At 69.6% G+C, this 19,098-nt stretch carries 18 protein-coding genes; 5 read left to right on the forward strand and 13 right to left on the reverse strand.

What is annotated here, in order from left to right; genetic code table 11:
- Positions 1 to 88 precede the first annotated feature (88 nt).
- From ACTJLF_RS17920 to ACTJLF_RS17940, 5 genes are all read right to left on the reverse strand, one after another.
- Complete coding sequence (locus ACTJLF_RS17920) at positions 89 to 1,027, reverse strand: Bug family tripartite tricarboxylate transporter substrate binding protein (protein ID WP_126184110.1); 939 nt, start codon at positions 1,025 to 1,027, stop codon at positions 89 to 91.
- Positions 1,028 to 1,152: 125 nt separating this feature from the next.
- On the reverse strand, positions 1,153 to 2,466 hold the full coding sequence (gene hmgA, locus ACTJLF_RS17925) for a homogentisate 1,2-dioxygenase (protein ID WP_019655418.1): 1,314 nt from the start codon (positions 2,464 to 2,466) through the stop codon (positions 1,153 to 1,155).
- Positions 2,467 to 2,614: 148 nt separating this feature from the next.
- Entirely contained in the window at positions 2,615 to 2,812 is a 198-nt protein-coding gene (locus ACTJLF_RS17930) for a DUF2783 domain-containing protein (protein ID WP_019655419.1), read from the reverse strand.
- A 19-nt stretch (positions 2,813 to 2,831) separates the two neighbouring features.
- Positions 2,832 to 4,469, reverse strand: coding sequence for an FAD-dependent oxidoreductase (locus ACTJLF_RS17935; RefSeq protein WP_019655420.1), 1,638 nt, complete (start codon positions 4,467 to 4,469; stop codon positions 2,832 to 2,834).
- A 137-nt stretch (positions 4,470 to 4,606) separates the two neighbouring features.
- The gene (locus tag ACTJLF_RS17940; RefSeq protein ID WP_019655421.1) at positions 4,607 to 5,566 is read right to left on the reverse strand and encodes an MBL fold metallo-hydrolase; all 960 of its coding nucleotides are present in this window, start codon (positions 5,564 to 5,566) and stop codon (positions 4,607 to 4,609) included.
- Between the two features lie 145 nt (positions 5,567 to 5,711).
- On the opposite strand from ACTJLF_RS17940, the gene ACTJLF_RS17945 reads away from it, so the two are divergent.
- Together ACTJLF_RS17945 and ACTJLF_RS17950 are read left to right on the forward strand one after the other, a co-directional pair.
- Positions 5,712 to 6,584, forward strand: coding sequence for an IclR family transcriptional regulator (locus ACTJLF_RS17945; RefSeq protein ID WP_132800115.1), 873 nt, complete (start codon positions 5,712 to 5,714; stop codon positions 6,582 to 6,584).
- On the forward strand, positions 6,581 to 7,342 hold the full coding sequence (locus tag ACTJLF_RS17950; RefSeq protein ID WP_440883620.1) for an SIR2 family NAD-dependent protein deacylase: 762 nt from the start codon (positions 6,581 to 6,583) through the stop codon (positions 7,340 to 7,342). Before ACTJLF_RS17945 ends, ACTJLF_RS17950 begins: the two co-directional genes overlap by 4 nt.
- A 7-nt stretch (positions 7,343 to 7,349) precedes the next feature.
- Here ACTJLF_RS17950 and ACTJLF_RS17955 read toward each other — a convergent pair whose 3' ends face one another.
- From ACTJLF_RS17955 to ACTJLF_RS17980, 6 genes are all read right to left on the reverse strand, one after another.
- The gene (locus ACTJLF_RS17955; RefSeq protein WP_019655424.1) at positions 7,350 to 7,571 is read right to left on the reverse strand and encodes a hypothetical protein; all 222 of its coding nucleotides are present in this window, start codon (positions 7,569 to 7,571) and stop codon (positions 7,350 to 7,352) included.
- 36 nt (positions 7,572 to 7,607) lie between these two features.
- Complete coding sequence (locus tag ACTJLF_RS17960; RefSeq protein ID WP_019655425.1) at positions 7,608 to 8,273, reverse strand: ABC-type transport auxiliary lipoprotein family protein; 666 nt, start codon at positions 8,271 to 8,273, stop codon at positions 7,608 to 7,610.
- 27 nt (positions 8,274 to 8,300) lie between these two features.
- Entirely contained in the window at positions 8,301 to 9,260 is a 960-nt protein-coding gene (locus tag ACTJLF_RS17965) for an MlaD family protein (protein WP_019655426.1), read from the reverse strand.
- A 9-nt stretch (positions 9,261 to 9,269) separates the two neighbouring features.
- Positions 9,270 to 10,094 (reverse strand): ABC transporter ATP-binding protein, encoded by an 825-nt coding sequence (locus ACTJLF_RS17970; protein WP_019655427.1) that lies wholly within the window; start codon positions 10,092 to 10,094, stop codon positions 9,270 to 9,272.
- Between the two features lie 163 nt (positions 10,095 to 10,257).
- Positions 10,258 to 11,424 carry an MlaE family ABC transporter permease gene (locus ACTJLF_RS17975; protein ID WP_019655428.1) on the reverse strand — a complete coding sequence of 389 codons (1,167 nt, stop codon included), beginning with the start codon at positions 11,422 to 11,424 and terminating at the stop codon, positions 10,258 to 10,260.
- Between the two features lie 144 nt (positions 11,425 to 11,568).
- A complete protein-coding gene (locus ACTJLF_RS17980) occupies positions 11,569 to 12,498 on the reverse strand; it encodes a LysR family transcriptional regulator (protein ID WP_026346472.1) in 930 nt (309 codons plus the stop codon).
- Positions 12,499 to 12,618: 120 nt separating this feature from the next.
- On the opposite strand from ACTJLF_RS17980, the gene ACTJLF_RS17985 reads away from it, so the two are divergent.
- Positions 12,619 to 14,127 carry a CoA-acylating methylmalonate-semialdehyde dehydrogenase gene (locus ACTJLF_RS17985; protein WP_132800112.1) on the forward strand — a complete coding sequence of 503 codons (1,509 nt, stop codon included), beginning with the start codon at positions 12,619 to 12,621 and terminating at the stop codon, positions 14,125 to 14,127.
- Between the two features lie 169 nt (positions 14,128 to 14,296).
- Positions 14,297 to 15,925 carry a GMC family oxidoreductase gene (locus tag ACTJLF_RS17990; protein ID WP_440883621.1) on the forward strand — a complete coding sequence of 543 codons (1,629 nt, stop codon included), beginning with the start codon at positions 14,297 to 14,299 and terminating at the stop codon, positions 15,923 to 15,925.
- Positions 15,926 to 15,931: 6 nt separating this feature from the next.
- On the opposite strand, the gene tetR is transcribed toward ACTJLF_RS17990, so the two are convergent.
- A complete protein-coding gene (gene tetR / locus ACTJLF_RS17995; protein WP_440883622.1) occupies positions 15,932 to 16,606 on the reverse strand; it encodes a tetracycline resistance transcriptional repressor TetR in 675 nt (224 codons plus the stop codon).
- Positions 16,607 to 16,701: 95 nt separating this feature from the next.
- On the opposite strand from tetR, the gene tet reads away from it, so the two are divergent.
- Positions 16,702 to 17,919 (forward strand): Tet(A)/Tet(B)/Tet(C) family tetracycline efflux MFS transporter, encoded by a 1,218-nt coding sequence (tet, locus tag ACTJLF_RS18000; protein ID WP_354425984.1) that lies wholly within the window; start codon positions 16,702 to 16,704, stop codon positions 17,917 to 17,919.
- A gap of 123 nt (positions 17,920 to 18,042) precedes the next feature.
- On the opposite strand, the gene ACTJLF_RS18005 is transcribed toward tet, so the two are convergent.
- Positions 18,043 to 19,092: an ABC transporter substrate-binding protein gene (locus ACTJLF_RS18005; RefSeq protein WP_126184101.1), complete on the reverse strand. Its 1,050-nt coding sequence runs from the start codon at positions 19,090 to 19,092 to the stop codon at positions 18,043 to 18,045.
- Positions 19,093 to 19,098: the final 6 nt, after the last annotated feature.

A 19,098-nucleotide genomic window follows, 5' to 3' on the forward strand; every position in this document is an offset into this window, starting at 1 on the left:
ACCGCGGAACCGGCTTCGCCGGGCCGCAGGTGTCGCCCCCGGAAGGGGGTTGGCGGCCACACGAAGTGGGTGAGCCTGGGGGCGAGCTTCACTCCGCGGTCATGCCCGCTTTCTTGGCGACTTCGCCGAGGCGCTTGTATTCGGTCTCGGTCAGCGTCGCGAGCTCCTGCGCGGTCGAGCCGCGCGGGGAGAAGCCGGCCTGCGCCAGCTTGGCCTTCACGTCGGGCATCGCGAGCGCTTCCACGAAAGCCTCGTTCAGTGCCTTCACGACCGGCGCCGGCAGCTTCGCCGGCCCGTACACGCCGAACCACGGCTCCAGCGCGTAGCCCTTCAGGCCCGCCTCGGCCATGGTCGGCACGTCGGGCAGCGAGGGCGAGCGCGTCGGGCCCGCCACCGCCAGCGCGCGCAGCTTGCCGGCCTGGATGTGCGGCAGCGAGGCCGGCAGGTTGTCGAACATCACGCCGATGTTGTTGCCCAGCATGTCGGTGATGGCCGGGCCGCTGCCCTTGTAGGCGACGTGCACGAGCTCGGTGCCGGTCATCTGCGCGAACATCACGCCCGCCAGGTTCATCGAGGTGCCGGCGCCCGCGGTGGCGTAGGGCAGGCCGGGGTTCTTCTTCGCGGCGGCGATCAGGTCGGGCACCGACTTGATGGCCGAAGCCGCCGGCACTTCGAGCACGATGGTCGACGTGCCCAGCAGGCTGATGGCGGTGAAGTCCTTGCGCGGATCGAAGGCCATCGACTTGTAGATGTGCGGGTTCAGCGCATTGGTCGAGATCGCGCCGAAGCCGATGGTGTAGCCGTCGGGCGCGGCCTTGGCCACCGCATCCATGCCGATGTTGCCGCCCGCGCCGCCGCGGTTGTCGATCAGCACCGGCTGGCCCAGCTTTTCCGACACCTTCTGGCCCACGGTGCGCGCCACCAGGTCGGTGGTGCCGCCCGGGGTGTAGGGCACGATGAAGCGGATGGGCTTTGAGGGGAAGTCCGCAGCAAACGCTGTGGCCGGCGAAACGAGCGCGACGCCCACGGCAACGGCGAGCGAAGCGAAGACCGTTCGGGAGACACCGCGGAGCCGGCTTTGCCGGGCCGCTGGTGTCGCCCCCTCGAGGGGGGATTCGGCTACACGAAGTGAGCAAGAAACGGGGGTGGGCTTCATTTCTTGAATTGATCCTTGAGGCCGGCCCAGCAGTCGGCGTAGTCGGTGTCGAGCGCGGGGCTCTTCAGCGCGAAGTTCGTCGGAATGAACCGGTAGCGGCTCTCGAACATGAAGGCCAGCGTGTTGTCCAGCTTGTGCGGCTTCAGGTCGGCGTGGGTGGCCTTGTCGAAGGCTTCCTCGTCGGGGCCGTGGGGCACCATGCAGTTGTGCAGGCTCGCGCCGCCGGGCTTGAAGCCGCCCGGCTTGGCGTCGTACTCGCCCAGCACCAGGCCCATGAACTCGCTCATGAGGTTGCGGTGGAACCACGGCGGACGGAAGGTGTTCTCCATCACCATCCAGCGCGGCGGGAAGATCACGAAGTCGCAGTTGGCCGTGCCGGGCGTGTCGCTGGGCGAGGTCAGCACGGTGAAGATCGACGGATCGGGATGATCGAAGCTGATCGAGCCGATCACCATGAAGTGAGCCGTGTCGTACTTCACCGGCGAGAGGTTGCCGTGCCAGGCCACCACGTTGAAGGGCGACTGCTTCATCGGCGCCTGCCAGAAGCGGCCGCCGAACTTCTTGACGATCTCGTAGCCGCCTTCTTCCGTCTCGAAGGCCGCCACCGGCGCCTGGAAATCGCGCGCATTGGCCAGGCCGTTCGAGCCGATGGGGCCCAGCTCTGGCAGGCGGAAGTGCGCACCGTAGTTCTCGCAGACGTAGCCGCGCGAGAGGCCGTCGGGCAGCGCCACCTTGAAGGCCATGCCGCGGGGCAGCACGGCGATCTCGCCGGGCTTCACGTCGAGCACGCCCAGCTCGGTGGTGATGACGAGGCGGCCCTGCTGCGGCACCACCAGCATCTCGCCGTCGGCGTTGACGAAGGCACGGCGCTCCATCGAGCGGCCCGCCAGGTACATCAGCGAGCCCACGCCCGTCTGCGCCTCGGCGTCGCCGTTGGCCGCGATGGTGCGCATGCCGTCGATGAAGTCGGCCTTGGCCGCCGCTTCGTCCAGCGGCTGCGGGTGCCAGCGCAGGGGCTCGGGCGGCAGCGCGATCTCGCGGTCGGCGCCGGTGGTCCACAGCGGCTGCGCATACGGCTGGTAGCGGCCCGAGACCACCGAGGGCTGGCGGCGATACAGCCATGTGCGGCGGTTCTCGTGGCGCGGCGCGGTGAAGGCGGTGCCGGAGATCAGCTCGGTGTACAGGTCGAAGGGCCCGCGCTGCGGGTTGTTGCGGCCCTGCGGCAGTGCGCCGGGCACGGCCTCGGAGGCGTATTCGTTGCCGAAGCCACTCTGGTAGCGGCGCTCGGTGGAGGAGGTTGCGGCGGTCATTGGGTCCTCATGGATTGACTTGAATTGGGGAGGAAGGCGGGCTCGGGACGCAGAGGGCGCGAAGGTTTCGCAAAGGACGCAGAAGGAATTGCAAAGACTTCCTTTGCCTTTTCACGCTCCCGGCGTCCGGCTGTCCGCATTCGTCTGCCTACCTGGCAGCCGCGAGCGCTTCGCGCAGCACGGCCAGCGAGCCGATGTGGTTGGCCAGCACCAGCACGAGGCGCGCGTTGTAGGCGTTGCTCTCTTCCGTGCTCAGGCCCTGGTGCGCGTCGATCAGCGCCTCGTAGAAATCGTCGGGCGCCTCGAGGTGCGCTTCGGTGATCAGCTTGGGGTTGGATGCGGTCATGGGGTCGTTCCCATCAGTGTCAGTGTTTGCCGAGCGCGCGATCGACGGCGCTGCGCACCTGCGCCGCCGAAGGGGCGCGCCAGCGCGCGCACACGTGCTGGTCGGGGCGCAGCAGGTACACGGTGCCGGGCCGGGCGTCGTAGCGCTGCGCGGCGAGCTCGCTGCCTCGGGCGCCGTCTTCCATGCGCACCACGTGCAGCGGCCGGTCGCTGGCGCTCAGCTCGGCCAGGCTGCGCTCTGCCGCCTCGCCCTGGCCGAACACCAGCGCGGTGAACTGCTCGACATGGCATTCGCGCAGCAGCCAGCCGGTGCTGCCGTCCGCGTGCACCACGGGCGCGTCTGCCGCGGCTGCGCCGGGCACCATCGCGCCCGAGAAGGCGTCGGCGTCGGGCGTGTTCAGCGGCGAGTCGCGCAGCACCGAGGGCACCGAGAGCCGGCCGCTGTTGACCAGCGTGCGCGCGAAGGCGTGGCGCTTCGTCAGCTCGAGCACCGCGTCGCGGAAGAGGCGGCTCACCTCGCTCTTGGGCGTGATGAAGTCGGTGGCGCGGGTGGAGTTGCGGATGTTCTCGTCGGCGGCGTACTCGCGCTCGCTGGCGTAGCTGTCGAGCAGCGCATCGGGCGCCTGGCCCTGCACCACGGCGGCGAGCTTCCAGGCGAGGTTGTCGGCGTCCTGCACGCCCGAATTGGCGCCGCGCGCGCCGAAGGGCGACACGCCGTGGGCCGAGTCGCCCGCGAACAGCACGTGGCCATGGCGGAAGCGCTCCATGCGCTGGCAGGCGAAGGTGTAGACGCTGGCCCAGCCGATCCGGAACTGCACGCCTTCGAAGCCGATGCTGTCGAGCAGGGCGCGCACGCGCGGCGTGATGTTCTCGGGCTTGCGCTCCTCCACCGGGTCGGCGTCCCAGCCGAGCTGGAAGTCCACGCGCCACATGCCGTCGGCCTGCTTGTGCAGCAGCACGCTCTGGCCGGGGTGGAACGACGGGTCGAACCAGAAGCGCCGCTCGGTGGGCAGGTCGGCGTCCATCGTGATGTCGGCGATCAGGAAGCGGTCGCGGAACACGCGGCCCTTGGCCTCCAGGCCCAGCATCTGGCGCATGTTGGAGCGCGAGCCGTCGCAGGCGGCCACGTAGTCCGCCTGCAGCCTGTAGCTGCCCTCGGGCGTCTCCACCGTCAGCACCGCGCCGTCGTCGCCCTGCTCGATGCCGGTGACCTTGTTGTTCCAGCGCAGGTCGACCAGCGGCAGCGCCGCCGCGCGCTCGACGAGGTAGCCCTCGACGTAGTACTGCTGCAGGTTGATGAAGGCCGGGCGCTCGTGGCCGGGCTCGGGCAGCAGGTCGAAGCGGTAGACCTGCTCGTCGTGGAAGAACACCTTGCCCACGTTCCACGACACGCCCTTGTCGACCATGCGGTCGCCGCAGCCCAGGCGGTCGAACACCTCCAGCGTGCGCTTGGCGAAGCAGATCGCGCGCGATCCGCTCGAGAGGGTGTTGTCGTTGTCCAGCAGCACCACGGGCACCTGCCGCAGCGCGAGGTCGATGGCCAGCGTGAGGCCCACCGGGCCGGCGCCGACGATCACGACGGGGTGGTGCGCCGGTGCCGCCGCGTCCTGGTCGGCGTGGCGCCTGTAGTCGAAGCGCAGGCTCTGATAGTCGATCACGTACTTGTCTCCGTGTCTTGGGTCTTCGCTCCTTCCCCCGCTGGGGGAAGGCCGGGATGGGGGCAGGCTGCCGTCACTTCGGGCGCTCTGCCTGCCCCCACCCCAACCCTCCCCCAGAGGGGGAGGGCGCAGTTCGATCAGCCTTCGAGGGCCTTCCACATCTCGACGTCGCGCTCGGCCGTCCAGATGCGCGGGTCGGCGTGGCCCGAGGCCTCGTCGTAGGCGCGGCTCACGTCGAAGGGCATGCAGTGGTCGAAGATCACCCACTTGCTGTACTTGGGCTGCAGCTTCGCGTAGGTCTCCTTGTAGACCGCGTTCAGGTCGCGCCCGGCCTTCACGCCTTCCTGCACGCTGGCGTAGACGTCGGAGATGAAGTCGCGCGTACCCGTCAGGCCCTCGGCCACTTCGGCCGGCGTGGTCAGCGCGGCGCCGCGGCCCGGCACCAGCGCCACGGGCTTGAGCGCGGCGATGTTGTCCAGCGTCTGCGGCCAGTCCTTGAAGTAGGCGTCGCCTGCGTACGGCGTGGCGCCGAACTCGACCAGGTCGCCCGACAGCAGCGTGCGTTCCTGCGGCAGCCAGACGACGGTGTCGCCCTTGGTGTGGCCGCGGCCGAGCTGGATCAGCTGCACTTCGAGCTTGCCCAGCCACAGGGTCATCTTGCCGGTGAAGGTCATGGTGGGCCAGGTCAGGCCCGGCGGCACGGTCTCGACGTTCTGGAACAGGCGCGGGAAGCGGCCGATCTCGCTGGCCTTGTCCTGCTCGCCCCGTTCGACGATCAGGTCGCGCGTGTCCTGGCTGGCCAGGATGTGCTCGGCCCCGTAGCCCGCCGCGCCCAGCACGCGCACCGCGTGGTAGTGGGTCAGCACCACGTACTTGATGGGCTTGTCGGTCACCTCGCGGATGCGGCGCACCACGTCGGCCGCCATGGCGGGGGTGGCCTGGGTGTCGGCCACCAGCACGCAGTCGTCGCCGATCACGATGCCGGTGTTGGGGTCGCCCTCGGCGGTGTAGGCCCAGGCATGTTCCGAGATCTGGCTGAAGGTGACCTTCTTCTCTTCCATGTCGGCCTGGCTGGCGAATTTCTTGGCTTGGCTCATCGGGTGTCTCCGTCGGTGGGTGGAATCTTGAAATTCGTCTAAGTCGAACGAATTCGCAGTTAACGAATGGCCGCAGTGTAAGCCGCAGATCAGTTAATGTCTAATCCCTTCTTCATGAACGAACGACCAGAAGGCGAGGCCGGCCATGGCAGCCAGTGACAGCGACCGCGCCCAGCGCGGCATCCAGAGCATCGAAGTCGGCGGCCAGCTGCTGCGCGCACTGGTGCATCACGGCCGGCCCATGGCGCTGAAGGACCTGGCGCGCGAGGCCGACATGACGGCGGCCAAGGCGCATCCGTACATGGTCAGCTTCGGGCGGCTGGGCCTCATCGAGCAGGACCGCGCCAGCGGCCACTATCTGCTCGGCCCGCTCGCCTTGCAACTGGGCCTCATCAGCCTGCAGCAGGCCGACCCGGTGCACATCGCCACCCCGTTGATCGGCCAGCTCGCGCAGCAGATCGGCCATACCGTGGCGCTGGCCGTGTGGGGCGCGCGCGGCGCGACCATCGTGCGCACGGCCGAGTCGCCCTCGCCGGTGCACGTGAACATGCGGCACGGCACGGTGTTCTCGCTGACCAACACCGCCTCGGGCCGCGTCTTTGCCACCTACCTCGATGCCGAGGTGGTGCGCAGCCTGCTCGAGGAAGAGCGCCAGCGCCAGAAGCAGCGCAAGGGCGGCGAGCCGCAGCCGCCCGCGGGCATGCCGCCGGTGCAGCCGCTGCCTTCATGGAGCGACTTCGAGCGCCAGCTGCAGGAAGTGCGCGACCACGGCATCAGCCGTTCCGACGGCGAGGTCATCGAGGGCGTCAGCGCCATGGCCGCGCCCGTCTTCGACCACACTGGCGCCATCGTGCTGGCCGTCACCGCCATCGGCCCGGCCGGCATCTTCGACACCGCGTGGGACGGCCAGATCGCCCGCGCGCTCAAGGCCTGCGCCGACACGGTGTCGCAGCGGCTCGGCGCCTCGCCGGCGCAGGCGGCCGCGGCCGGAGCCAGTTCCCCAAGACCAGAGCGATGACGCCAGTCACAACAGACATCCCTTCTTCCGCTTCTCCCATCCACGCGGCCATCGAGCTGCTTTGCAATGCCCGGCGCATCGTCGTGTTCTCGGGCGCGGGCCTGTCGCGCGCCTCGGGCATTCCCACCTACCGCGATGCCGACGGACTGTGGAAGAGCCAGAACGCGCTGCAGTTCTCCCACGCCGAGGACCTGCAGCGCGACCCGTCGGGCTTCACGAAGTTCTGGGCGCAGCGCCTGTCGACGATCGAGTCGGCGCAGCCGAACCCGGGCCACGCCGCGCTCGCGCTGCTGCAGCGGCTGCGCCCTGCGACCCGGCTGGTCACGCAGAACGTCGACGGCCTGCTGACGCTGGCCGGCGGCCAGGACGTGCTGGAGTTGCACGGCTCGCTGCGCCGCTGGCGCTGCGACCGCTGCGGCAACCGAAGCGGCCCCTGGCCCTTCCACCGCTGCCTGCGCTGCGGCGCGCACGCGCGGCCCGACGTGGTGATGTTCGGCGAGATGCTGAATGCCGGCGTGCTGCTCGACGCGCAGGTGGCGGCGCAGGAGTGCGATCTGTTCTTGGTGGTGGGCAGCACCACCATCGTCTACCCGGCGGCCGAGCTGCCGCAGACCGCGCTCGCGCACGGCGCGCGCCTCATCACGCTGAACCTGGAGCCGCTGCCGCACCTGGACGACGCGGCGGCCGTGGTGCTGCGCGGTGCTTCCGAAGACCTGCTGCCGCAGTTGCTGGCCGGGCTGTCGGGCCAGCGGGCCTGAAGGGGGCTCAGCCCTTCCGGCCGCCCAGCAGCACCAGCGCCCCGCCCACCACGATCACCGCCACGCCGGCCCACACCGGCAGGTTGACCGTTTCCTTCTCCTTCACCGAGAACTCCAGCGGCCCGAGCTTGGCCTGGTGGGTTTCCTTGGTGAAGCTGAAGCTGCCCAGGGCCAATGCGGCGATGCCGGCCACGATCAGCAGGATGCCGACGATGCGGGTTGCGTTCATGGGACGATGCTCCTTCCTTCCGTGCGGTGCCGCAGGTTACTGCCGCGGCTGTTGCTGCTGCAACTGGTCGACCCACTGCACCACCTCGGCCACGGCCGCGTCGCTGGCGGAGATGAGCGCCTTCACGCCGCCGGGTGCGTCGGCGCTGGGCGCGGGGCGGCGCACGGTGAACAGGCGCTGGCCCAGCACGCGGTCGCCGGCGGCGGTGCTGCGCACGAGCGTGGCGCGCAGCCGCACCAGGCCCACGCTGGCGCTCGCGGATTCGAAGTAGTGGCTGAACTCGTCCAGCGAGATGCGCAGCGTGTCCGGCGCCTGGCCCCGGCCGCGCGAGATGGTGGCCGCCTCTTCGGGGCCGAGCACCATGCGGCGCTCCGAGAGCGTGTCGCGCAGCCGCTGGCGCAGCAGCTGCGAGGGCGGCAGGCTCCAGCGCGACTGGCCGTAGGGCCGCAACTCGTTGGCGTCGGCATAGCCCAGGCGATAGAGGATCTGCGTGCCGTCGAGGCGGGAATTGCTCTCGAACTCGGCCAGCGACAGCGTCGGGAGCGTGGCCGCCGCGGGTGCCGCCGCAGGCATCGCCGGGCCGGGGCCGAAGTCGTAGAGCGTGGCGCGCGCGGGCTTGTCGGGCAGCGCGCCGCAGCCGGCGGCCAGCAGCAGGGCGCAGCCGAGCGCTAGGGCGGCAGGGGTCTTGCGAATGGCGTTCATGGTCGGTGATCCTCCCTTCGTCGGGAATCAGGGCCGCGTCGCGGCCGGCGCCTGGAAGCCCGGTTCGCCGGGGCCCGCAGCCGCGCCGCCGTTGCCGAACAGCAGCGATTGCGGGTTGTCGTTGATGCTGTCCGCCGCGCGGCCCAGCCGGCGCACCGCGTGCGAGGTGTCGTCGGCCACGCGGTTCACGCGCGGCAGCGTGGCGGCGTTGAACGAATCGACCGCCTGCGCCAGCGCCTTGGTGCCGTCGCTCAGCCGTTCGACCGGGCCGTCGGGTGCGTTCAGGCGGCCGACGGTGGTGTTGAAGTTGTTGGCCACGCGCGAGACGTCGCCGGCCGCCTTCTTCACCGAGGCCAGCGCGTCGGGCATCTTCGAGAGCGCCGGGTTCAGGCCGGTCTTCACCGTGTTGTCGAGCGTCTTGAGCAGCGTGTTGGCGCTGGCCGAGGCCGCCGCGATGTTCTCCAGCGCATCGGCGGCGCGCTTCTGGTTGGGATCGCTCAGCAGCTGGTTGGCGCGCTTGGTCACTTCCTCGACCTGGTTGATGATGGCCTCGCCGCGGTCCTGCAGCTGCGCCAGCATCGAGGGCTTGAGCGGGATGCGGGGCGGGTCGTCGTTGTTGGGCTTGAGCGAGACGGTCGATTCGCCCTTGTCGTCCAGCGCGATGAAGGCCAGGCCGGTCACGCCCTGGTAGCTCAGCGTGGCGAAGCTGGAGGTGGTGAGCGGCACGCGCTCGTCGACCGTGATGCGCACGCGCACGTTGCCCTTGACCTTCGGGTCGAAGTCGATCGACGCCACCTTGCCCACCGCGATGCCGCGGTAGCGCACCATGGCCTGCGGCTGTAGGCCGCTGACCGCGTCGCGGGTGGAGAGCTCGTAGATGTTGCGCACGGTGTTGTCGCGCGTGAACCAGACCACCAGCGCGACGAGCGCGGCGATCAGTCCGAGCACGAAGGCGCCGGCGGCGAGGGCGTGGGCCTTGTTTTCCATGGTGGCTACCTACCTTTCAGCGGCCCGCTCGGGGGCCGGCTTGTCATGCAGCGCTTCGAGGGCGCGCTGGCCGCGCCCGCCGAGAAAGTATTCGTGGATGAAGGGATGCGGATACGCGATGACCTCGCGCGCCGCGCCTGTGACGATCACCTTCTGGTCGGCCAGCACCGCGATGCGGGTGCTCAGGTCGAAGAGGGTGTCCAGGTCGTGCGTGACCATCACCACCGTGAGGCCCAGCTCGCGGTGCAGGCCGCGCAGCAGGTTGCAGAAGCTGTCGGAGGCCTCGGGGTCGAGGCCGGCCGTGGGTTCGTCCAGCAGCAGCAGCGGCGGGTCCATGATGAGCGCGCGCGCCAGCGCCACGCGCTTGATCATGCCGCCCGAAAGATCGGCCGGGCTCTTGTTGGCGTGCTGCGGGCCCAGGCCCACCATCTGCAGCTTCACCAGCGCCGCGTGGCGGATGAGCTCGTCGGGCAGGAGCTTCAGCTCGCGCAGCGGAAAGGCGATGTTCTCCAGCACGCTGAAGGCCGAGAACAGCGCCCCGTGCTGGAACAGCATGCCCACGTTGGCCGCGCCCGAGGCGCTGAGCTCGCCGGGCTCCTGGCCCAGCACCTCGACGTGGCCGCGCGTGGGTTTCTCCAGTCCGAGGATCTGGCGCAGCAGCACCGTCTTGCCCGTGCCCGATCCGCCCACCAGCGAGAGCACCTCGCCGCGGTCGATGTGCAGCTGCAGGTCGCGGTGCACCACCTGCTCGCCGTCGGGACTCTCGAACACGGTCCAAAGGCCGCGGATGTCCACCACGGTGGGGTCGGTGTCGGGGCGCACGGGCATGCTCATGCGGCTGATCCATTTCGCCAGCGAGGTGCGCGATCCGTGAACACCGCATGGCCGATGCCAGGGACAACGCGGAACCGGCTTTGCCGGGCCGCGGCTGTCGCGCCCGGCGAGGGGGTTGGCGAAGCGACGCGAAGTGCGCGAAGACTGGGGGAGCAGGTCATGTTCATGCACGGAAGCCGATGCCCTTGAAGAGCACGGCGAACAATGCGTCGACCAGGATCACCGCGGTGATCGATGTGACGACCGACGAGGTCGTGCCGCGCCCGAGGCTCTCGGTGTTCGGCTTCACCTTCATGCCGAAGTGGCAGCCGATCAGCGCGATCAGGATGCCGAACACCGCCGACTTGGCCATGGCCAGCCACAGGTTCGAGATCGGCACCGCGCGCGGCAGGGCCGAGAGGAAGTAGGCCGGCGAGATATCGAGCGCCGCATCGGCCGCGAGCATGCCGCCCGCGAGCGCGGCCATCGAGGTCCACAGGCTGATCAGCGGCATCGCGATGGCCAGCGCCAGCACGCGCGGCATCACCAGGCGAAAGCCGTGCGGGATGCCCATCACCCGCATCGCGTCGAGCTCCTCGGTCACGCGCATCACGCCGATCTGTGCCGTGATGGCCGAGCCCGACCGGCCGGCGATCAGCACGGCCGCCAGCACCGGCCCCAGCTCGCGGATCAGCGAGAGCCCGAGGATGTTCACCACGAAGGTCTCGGCGCCGTACTGGCGCAGCTGCTGCGAGATCAGGTAGGCCAGCACCACGCCGATCAGCAGGCCGACCAGCGCCGTGATGTGCAGCGCCGTGGCACCGAACTGGTAGAGGTGCCCGGAGAAATCGCGCCAAGGCCCGCGGTGCGGCGCGCGCGCCAGCCGGCACAGGTCGAGGGCGAGCTGCCCGACCAGCGCGGTGAAGTCGCGCACCACGTACATGAGCCGCGGCCCGTTGTGCGAGAACGCGCGGATGCGGTCGCTCAGCGTGGGCGCGGGCTCGTCGGGCGTGGCGACGGTGTGCTGCGCCACGTGATCGAGCACGGCCTTGTGCTGCGGCGACAGCTCGATGGTCGCGGGCCACTCGTGGCGCCAGTGGTCCCACAGGAGCTGCGCGCCGATGTGGTCGAGCTGCTCGACGGGCCGGAGGTCCCAGGCGCGGTCGTCGGCGGGCGGGGCCGCCTTCAAGCTGTCGGCCAGCGCCTGCCACGCCGCCTTGGACGACATCGCCAGCGTGGTCCACCGGCCGCTGGCCACCGTCCATTGGCGGCCGTCCTGCTCGCGCTGCGCGACGCGGGGCCACGCGCTGTCGGCGGCGGAGGCGTCGGCAGGCGATGGGGCGGGAGACATGGCGGGATGAAGAATGAGGCGGGTGAGCGGAAAAGTTAACAAAACCCGGGCCGGGTGCGCGCATCGTAACCGCGTGCATCCGAGGTCAAGGTACGCCAGACCCTTCGTTCGCGTAGGGCACCACGCCGTTTATTCATGTTTCCTTCAGGGTGCGAAGCCATCGGACAGGGCTTCGCGCAGCCAGGCCACGAAGGCCGTCACCGCCTGAGGCACGTGCGTGGCGTAGGGCCGTATGGCGTACAGGCGCTCGCCGAAGGCGCCCACCGAGCGCCACTGCGGCAGCACCTGCTGCAGCTTGCCCGACTGCAGCGCCGACTGCGCGCTGAAGTCGGGCACCAGTGCGATGCCCAGGCCGCTGAGCGCCGCGTCGCGCAGCGCCTCGCTGTTGTTGGCCACCAGCGGACCCGAGACCGGCACCGTGATGCGCGGCGCCGAAGACCTGGTCTCGAAGTGCCAGGTCGGCGTTTCCTGCGCGCGCGGGTAGTGCAGGCAGTCGTGGCCGGCCAGGGCCTGGGGCTCGCGCGGCGTGCCGCGGCGGCGCAGGTAGGCGCGGCTGGCCACCAGCACCGAGCGGGTCTCGCACAGCGTCCAGGCCACGTGCGTGTCGGGCGGGGCGGCGGTGTGGCGGATGGCGAGGTCGAAGCCCTCCATCGCGAGCGAGCTGAGCCGGTCGGACAGGTCGAGCTCGATGCGCACCTCGGGCTGCGCGCGCAGGAAATCGGCCAGCCTGGGCACCAGCTGCTGGCGCGCGAAGGCCACCGGCGCCGTCACCCGCACCAGCCCGCGCGGCACGCCCGCGAGGTCGCGCACGCCGGCGAAGCTGTGGGCGATCTGCTCGAAGGGGCCGCGCATGTCGTCCACCAGCCGCTGGCCGGCCTCGGTGAGCCGCACGCTGCGCGTGGTGCGCTGCACCAATGGCGCGCCGGCCGCGCGCTCGAGCTCGGCGATGCGCTGGCTCATGGCCGCCTTGCTCACGCCCAGGCGCAGCGCGGCGGCGGTGAAGCTGCCCTGCTGCGCCAGCACGGTGAGCCAGTGCAGGTGGGTCCAGAGCGACTCGATATTTTGGGGTTTCATGCCTACATTGTTCGCCATTGCGAACAATAAGTTCAAGCATCGTGACTAGGCGAGGAACAACGCGCTGCCTAAACTGGCCGCATTCTTCCTCCGGACACAGCCTCCATCAGGGTTCTCCCCATGCCTACCTCCATCGACCACTTCATCGCCGGCAAGCTCGCCGCCAACACCTCCGGCCGCACGCAGGACGTGACCAACCCCGCCACCGGCGCCGTCACCGGCAAGGTCGGCCTGGCCGATGCAGACCAGGTCGGCGCCGCCGTCGCCGCCGCGCAGGCCGCCTTCCCGGCCTGGGCCGACACGCCGCCGATCCGCCGTGCGCGCGTGATGTTCAAGTTCCTGCAACTGCTCAACGAGCACAAGGACGAACTCGCCCACATGATCACCGCCGAGCACGGCAAGGTCTTCACCGACGCGCAGGGCGAAGTCAGCCGCGGCATCGACATCGTCGAATTCGCCTGCGGCATTCCGCAGCTGCTCAAGGGCGACTACACCGACCAGGTCAGCACCGGCATCGACAACTGGACGCTGCGGCAGCCCCTGGGCGTGGTCGCCGGCATCACGCCCTTCAACTTCCCGGTGATGGTGCCGATGTGGATGTTCCCGGTGGCCATCGCCGCGGGCAACACCTTCGTGCTCAAGCCCAGCCCGACCGACCCGACGCCCGCGCTGCGCATCGCCGAGCTGCTGAAGGAAGCCGGCCTGCCCGACGGCGTGTTCAACGTGGTGCAGGGCGACAAGGCGGCGGTCGACGCGCTGCTGGAGCACCCCGACGTCAAGGCCATCAGCTTCGTCGGCTCCACGCCCATCGCCAACTACATCTACGAGACCGGCGCCCGCCACGGCAAGCGCGTGCAGGCCCTGGGCGGCGCGAAGAACCACATGGTGGTGATGCCCGACGCCGACATCGACCAGACCGTGGATGCACTGATCGGCTCGGGCTACGGCTCGGCCGGCGAGCGCTGCATGGCCATCAGCGTGGCGGTGCTGGTGGGCGACGTGGCCGACAAGATCATTCCCAAGCTCGTCGAGCGCACGAAGACGCTGAAGGTGCTCAACGGCGAGAACCTCGCGGCCGAGATGGGCCCGATCGTCACCCGCGCCGCGCACGAGCGCATCACCGGCTACATCGACCTGGGCGAGAAGGAAGGCGCGAAGCTCTTGGTCGATGGCCGCAAGTTCGACGGCAACACCGCCGGCGAAGGCTGCGGCGACGGCTTCTGGATGGGCGGCACGCTGTTCGACAACGTCACGCCCGAGATGCGCATCTACAAGGAAGAGATCTTCGGCCCGGTGCTGAGCTGCGTGCGCGTGGCCAACTTCAAGGACGCGATCGACCTCGTCAACGCCCACGAGTTCGGCAACGGCGTGAGCTGCTTCACCCGCGACGGCAACGTGGCGCGCGAGTTCAGCCGCCGCATCCAGGTGGGCATGGTCGGCATCAACGTGCCGATCCCGGTGCCCATGGCCTGGCACGGCTTCGGCGGCTGGAAGCGTTCGCTCTTCGGCGACATGCACGCCTACGGCGAAGAGGGCGTGCGCTTCTACACGAAGCAGAAGTCGGTGATGCAGCGCTGGCCCGAGAGCATCGGCAAGGGCGCCGAGTTCGTCATGCCCACTGCAAAATAAGTCCACCCCCGACTCTCGCGCACTTCGTGTCGCTCGCATCCCCCCTCGAGGGGGCGCTCCCGGCGGGCCGGCGGAGCCGGTTCCGCGGGAGCACTGGTACTGACGGATAACTGGCAACGGTGCACTGGGCGCCGTATGCAGACAAGAACGAGCAGAAGGAGACAACCACTTGAGCGAGACCACCTTCGACTATGTCGTCATCGGCGCCGGCACCGCCGGCTCGCTCATGGCGAACCGCCTGAGCGCCGACAAGAACCGGCGCGTGCTGCTCATCGAGGCGGGCCGCAAGGACGACTACCACTGGATCCACATCCCGGTCGGCTATCTCTACTGCATCGGCAACCCGCGCACCGACTGGCTCTACAGCACCGAGCCCGACGCGGGCCTCAACGGCCGGGTGCTGCGCTATCCGCGCGGCAAGACGCTGGGCGGCTGCTCCAGCATCAACGGCATGATCTACATGCGCGGCCAGTCGCGCGACTACGAGCACTGGGCCGACCTCACCGGCGACGACGGCTGGCGCTGGCAGAACGTGCTGCCGGCCTTCAAGAAGCACGAAGACCATTACCTGGGCGCCGACGAGATGCATGGCGCGGGGGGCGAGTGGCGCGTAGAGAAGCAGCGCCTGCGCTGGGACATCCTCGACGCCTTCGCCGCGGCCGCGGAGCAGGCCGGCGTGCCGCACTCCACCGACTTCAACCGCGGCAACAACGAGGGCGTGGGCTACTTCCAGGTCAACCAGAAGAACGGCTGGCGCTGGAACACCGCCAAGGCCTTCCTGCGCCCGACCTGCTACGGCAGGCCCAACTTCGAGCTCTGGACCGGCGCGCAGGTCTCGCGCCTGCTCTTCGAGACGCAGCCCGACGGCAAGCGCCGGTGCACCGGCGCCGAGGTGTGGAACGGCAGCGAGAAGGTCACGGTGCGCGCCACGCGCGAGGTGGTGCTGAGCGCCGGCGCCATCGGCTCGCCGCAGATCCTGCAGCTCTCGGGCGTGGGCCCTTCCGAGCTGCTGAGGCAGCACGGCATCGACGTGGTGCTCGACGCGCCCGGCGTGGGCGCCAACCTGCAGGACCATCTGCAGATCCGCGCCGTCTACAAGATCGCGGGCGCACCCACGCTCAACGTGATGGCCTCGTCGATGATCGGCAAGGCCAAGATCGGCCTCGAATACGTGCTCAAGCGCAGCGGCCCGATGAGCATGGCGCCGTCGCAGCTCGGCGCCTTCACGCGCAGCTCGCCCGATCGCGAGTGGCCCAACCTGCAGTACCACGTTCAGCCGCTGTCGCTCGACGCCTTCGGCGATCCGCTGCACAGCTTTCCGGCCTTCACCGCGAGCGTGTGCAACCTCAACCCGACGAGCCGGGGCTCGGTGCGCATCCGCAGCAACCGCTTCGAGGACGCCCCGGCCATCGCGCCCAACTACCTGAGCACCGACGAAGACCGCAAGGTGGCGGCCGAGTCGCTGCGCGTCACGCGCCGCATCGCGCAGCAGCCCGCGCTCGCCAAGTACAAGCCCGAGGAATGGAAACCCGGCGTGCAGTACCAGACCGACGAGGACCTGGCGCGCCTGGCCGGCGACATCGCCACCACCATCTTCCATCCGGTGGGCACCACCAAGATGGGCGCCGACAACGACCCGGCGGCGGCGCTCGATTCGCGCCTGCGCGTGCGCGGCGTGCAGGGCCTGCGCGTGGTGGATGCGGGCGCGATGCCCACCATCACCAGCGGCAACACCAACAGCCCGACGCTCATGATGGCCGAGAAGGCCGCCGGCTGGATCGTCGAGGACAACCGCTGAGCGGCTTCAGCGACGCGGTGCTGCGGGCGGCTTGTCCGCCATCGCGCGGCGGCGCGCGGCCGGGGCATTGCCCGCCATGCGCGCCTTCGCGCCTTCCAGCATGAGGTCGACGCCGATCTCGAACAGCGCGTCGTGCCCGGCCTTGCGGTAGTTGGCGAAGGCCTCGGCCAGCAGCGGGCGCGAGGCCGCGGCGGCGTCGAGCGCCTGCTGCTGCTCGGCCGCGTCGGGCGGCGTCGCCTGCTGTTCCAGCACGCAGCCCACGGTGTAGCGGCCCAGGGCGATCAGCAGCGTCATCGCCTGCGGCGCGGGCAGGCCCAGGCGGACCACGGAGGCGAGCTGCGCCTCGACCATGTCGAGGTCGGCCGGATCGGGCTCCGAGCCCGCATGCAGCCGCGCGCCGTCGCGCCGCGCCAGCAGCGCACGGCGGAAGCTGCGTGCGTTCTCGCGCAGGAAGGCGTCCCAGGTCTCGCCGGGCTCCGGCAGCTTGCGCTCGTGGGTGCGGCGCAGGATCTCGCCGTTCATCGCATCGAGCAGCGCACGCTTGTTCTTGAAGTGCCAGTACAGCGCAGGCTGCTGCACGCCGAGCCGCTCGGCCAGGAGCCGCGTGCTGAGCTTGTCCATTCCCACCTCGTCGAGCAGCGTGAGGGCTGTCTCGAGGATCACTTCGCGGTCCAGTTTCATTCTTCCGATGTGCGCGCGTGCGTGCGTGTGTGTGCCGATGTCGATCGGGGAGGGTACTTCACGCCCAGGAATTTATCGCTGATAATCCCTTATCGATGATAAATTCAGACGCATTTCCAAACCCCCTCGCGAGCGGTCGCCATGCGCAGGCCGTGATCCTCGCGATCGTCACGCTCGACGCGATCGGCATCAGCCTGGTCATGCCGATCGTGCCCAGCCTGCTGCGCGAAGTCGGCCACACGGGCGACCTCGGCTGGCGCTTCGGCGCATTCCTCTCGCTCTACGCGCTGATGCAGTTCCTCTGCGCGCCGGTGCTCGGTGCGCTCAGCGACCGCTTCGGCCGCCGTCCGGTGCTGCTGGTCTCGGTGGCGGGCGCGGCCGTCGACGCGCTCTTCATGGCCTTCGCGCCCTCGCTGTGGATGCTGTTCGTGGGCCGCGCGATCGCCGGCATGACGGGCGCGAACATGGCGGTGGCCTCGGCAGCCATCGCCGACCTCACGCCCGAGAACCAGCGCGCGCGCTGGTTCGGCCGCATGGGCGCGTGCTTCGGCATCGGCTTCATCGCAGGGCCGGCGCTCGGCGGCGTGCTCGGCGACCACGGCGTGCGGCTGCCGTTCATCGCCGCCGCCGTGCTCAACGGACTTACCTTCCTCGCGGCCCTGCTGCTGCTGCGCGAGTCGCGCCCCGCGAAGCTCGCCACGCAGCCCTTCGACCGAGGCGTGCTGCATCCGCTCGCGCCGCTGCGCTGGGCGAAGAGCTTTCCCGCGCTGCTGCCCATCCTCGGCGTGTTCACGGTGCTGATGCTGGTGGGCGAGGTCGCCGGCACGACCTGGGTGCTCTACGGCGAAGACAAGTTCGCGTGGAACGGCACCATGGTCGGCGTCTCGCTCGCGGTCTTCGGCCTGATCCAGGCGCTGATGCAGGGCTTCGTGGCGGGGCCGCTGGTCGAGCGCTGGGGCGAGCGCGCGGCCATCGCCATCGGCACCGCGGCCGACTGCACCGCCTATGCGCTGCTGGCCTTCGCCACGCAGGGCTGGATGGCGCTCGCGCTGCTGCCGCTGCTTTGCACGGGCGGCATCGGCGCGCCCGCGCTGCAGTCGATGCTCTCGGCCCGCGTGGGCGAGGCCGAGCAGGGGCGGCTTCAGGGCGTGCTCGCGAGCCTGTCGAGCCTGGCCTCGGTGTTCGGACCGCTGCTCATCAGCCAGCTCTACTTCGCCTTCCGCCTGCGCTTTCCCGGCATCGCGTGGCTGGCGGGCGCGGTGGTCTACCTGCTGTGCATGCCGGTGCTGCTGCGCAAGGCTCCCAGGCCGTAGCGGAGGTCCGACTTCGGTCTGATGCCGGAAACACCGAGGAACCGGCTCCGCCGGGCCTGCGGTGTTGCCCCCGGTCGGGGGTTGGCGCAGCGACACGAAGTGCGCGCAGCCTGGGGGCGAGCCTTATTTCTCGATGGTCTTGTTCCAGCGCGCGTTCCATGCAGGGCGGTTCGCGTTGATGCTTTCCCAGTCGATGGTCACCGCGGTCTTCATCCACTTGTTGATGTCGGCCACCTGCGCCACGCCGTCGCCCACCACCGGCGCCTTCGGGTTGGTCGGGATCTGCGCGCCGTACTGCAGCACGTTGGCCTGCGCCAGCGGGCTCAGCAGGAACTCGGCGAGCTTCTGCGAGAGCTCGGGCTCGGTGTTGTTGGCGATCACGCACTGGCCGACCATGAGCACCACCGCGCCTTCCTTGGGCGGTGCGTACTCGACCGGGATGCCCTTGCTCTTCATCGCGGCCACGGCCGTGGGCGTGAGCGGGAAGATCGCCGCCTCGCCGGTCTGCACCATCTCAGAGAGCTTGGCCGAGCTCGGGATGTACTCCAGCACGTTCGGCCCGATGGTGGTGGGCCAGGCCTTGAAGCCGGGCTCCACGTTCTTGTCGTTGCCGCCCTGGATGCGGTTGAACATCAGGAAGCCGTGCAGCCCGAAGGAGGACGACGACACCGACTGGAACACCACCTTGCCCTTGTACTTCGGGTCGGCCAGGTCCATCCACGAGGTGGGCGGCGCCCAGCCCTTCTCCTTGAACATCTTCGCGTTGTAGGCCAGGCCCGTCATGCCCAGGCTCACGCCGCTGGCCATGTCGTCCTTGAAGCGCGCGGCCGGGTAGATCTCTCCGAGCGACTGGCTGGGCTTCTGCTTCTGGCACAGGCCCATGCCGATGGCGCGCACCATCACGCCGTCGTCGAGGAACATCACGTGCATCTGCGGCTTGTCCTTGTTGGCCTGCGCCTTGGCGAGGATGTCGGACGAGGTGCCCGGCACCACCACCACCTTCGCGCCGTAGGCCTTCTCGAAGGCCGGGAAGACGTACTGCGTGTACGCCTTCTCCATCGTGCCGCCGTTCATGCCGATGTAGAGGGTCTTGGTCTGCGCACCGGCGATGCCGGCGGCCGCGAGCAGCGCGGCCAGCAGCGGAAGGGTTCTGATCGAGGACTTCTGGGACATGGCGAT

The sequence above is a fragment of the Variovorax sp. 22077 genome, assembly GCF_052044195.1.
GTDB lineage: Bacteria > Pseudomonadota > Gammaproteobacteria > Burkholderiales > Burkholderiaceae_C > Variovorax > Variovorax atrisoli.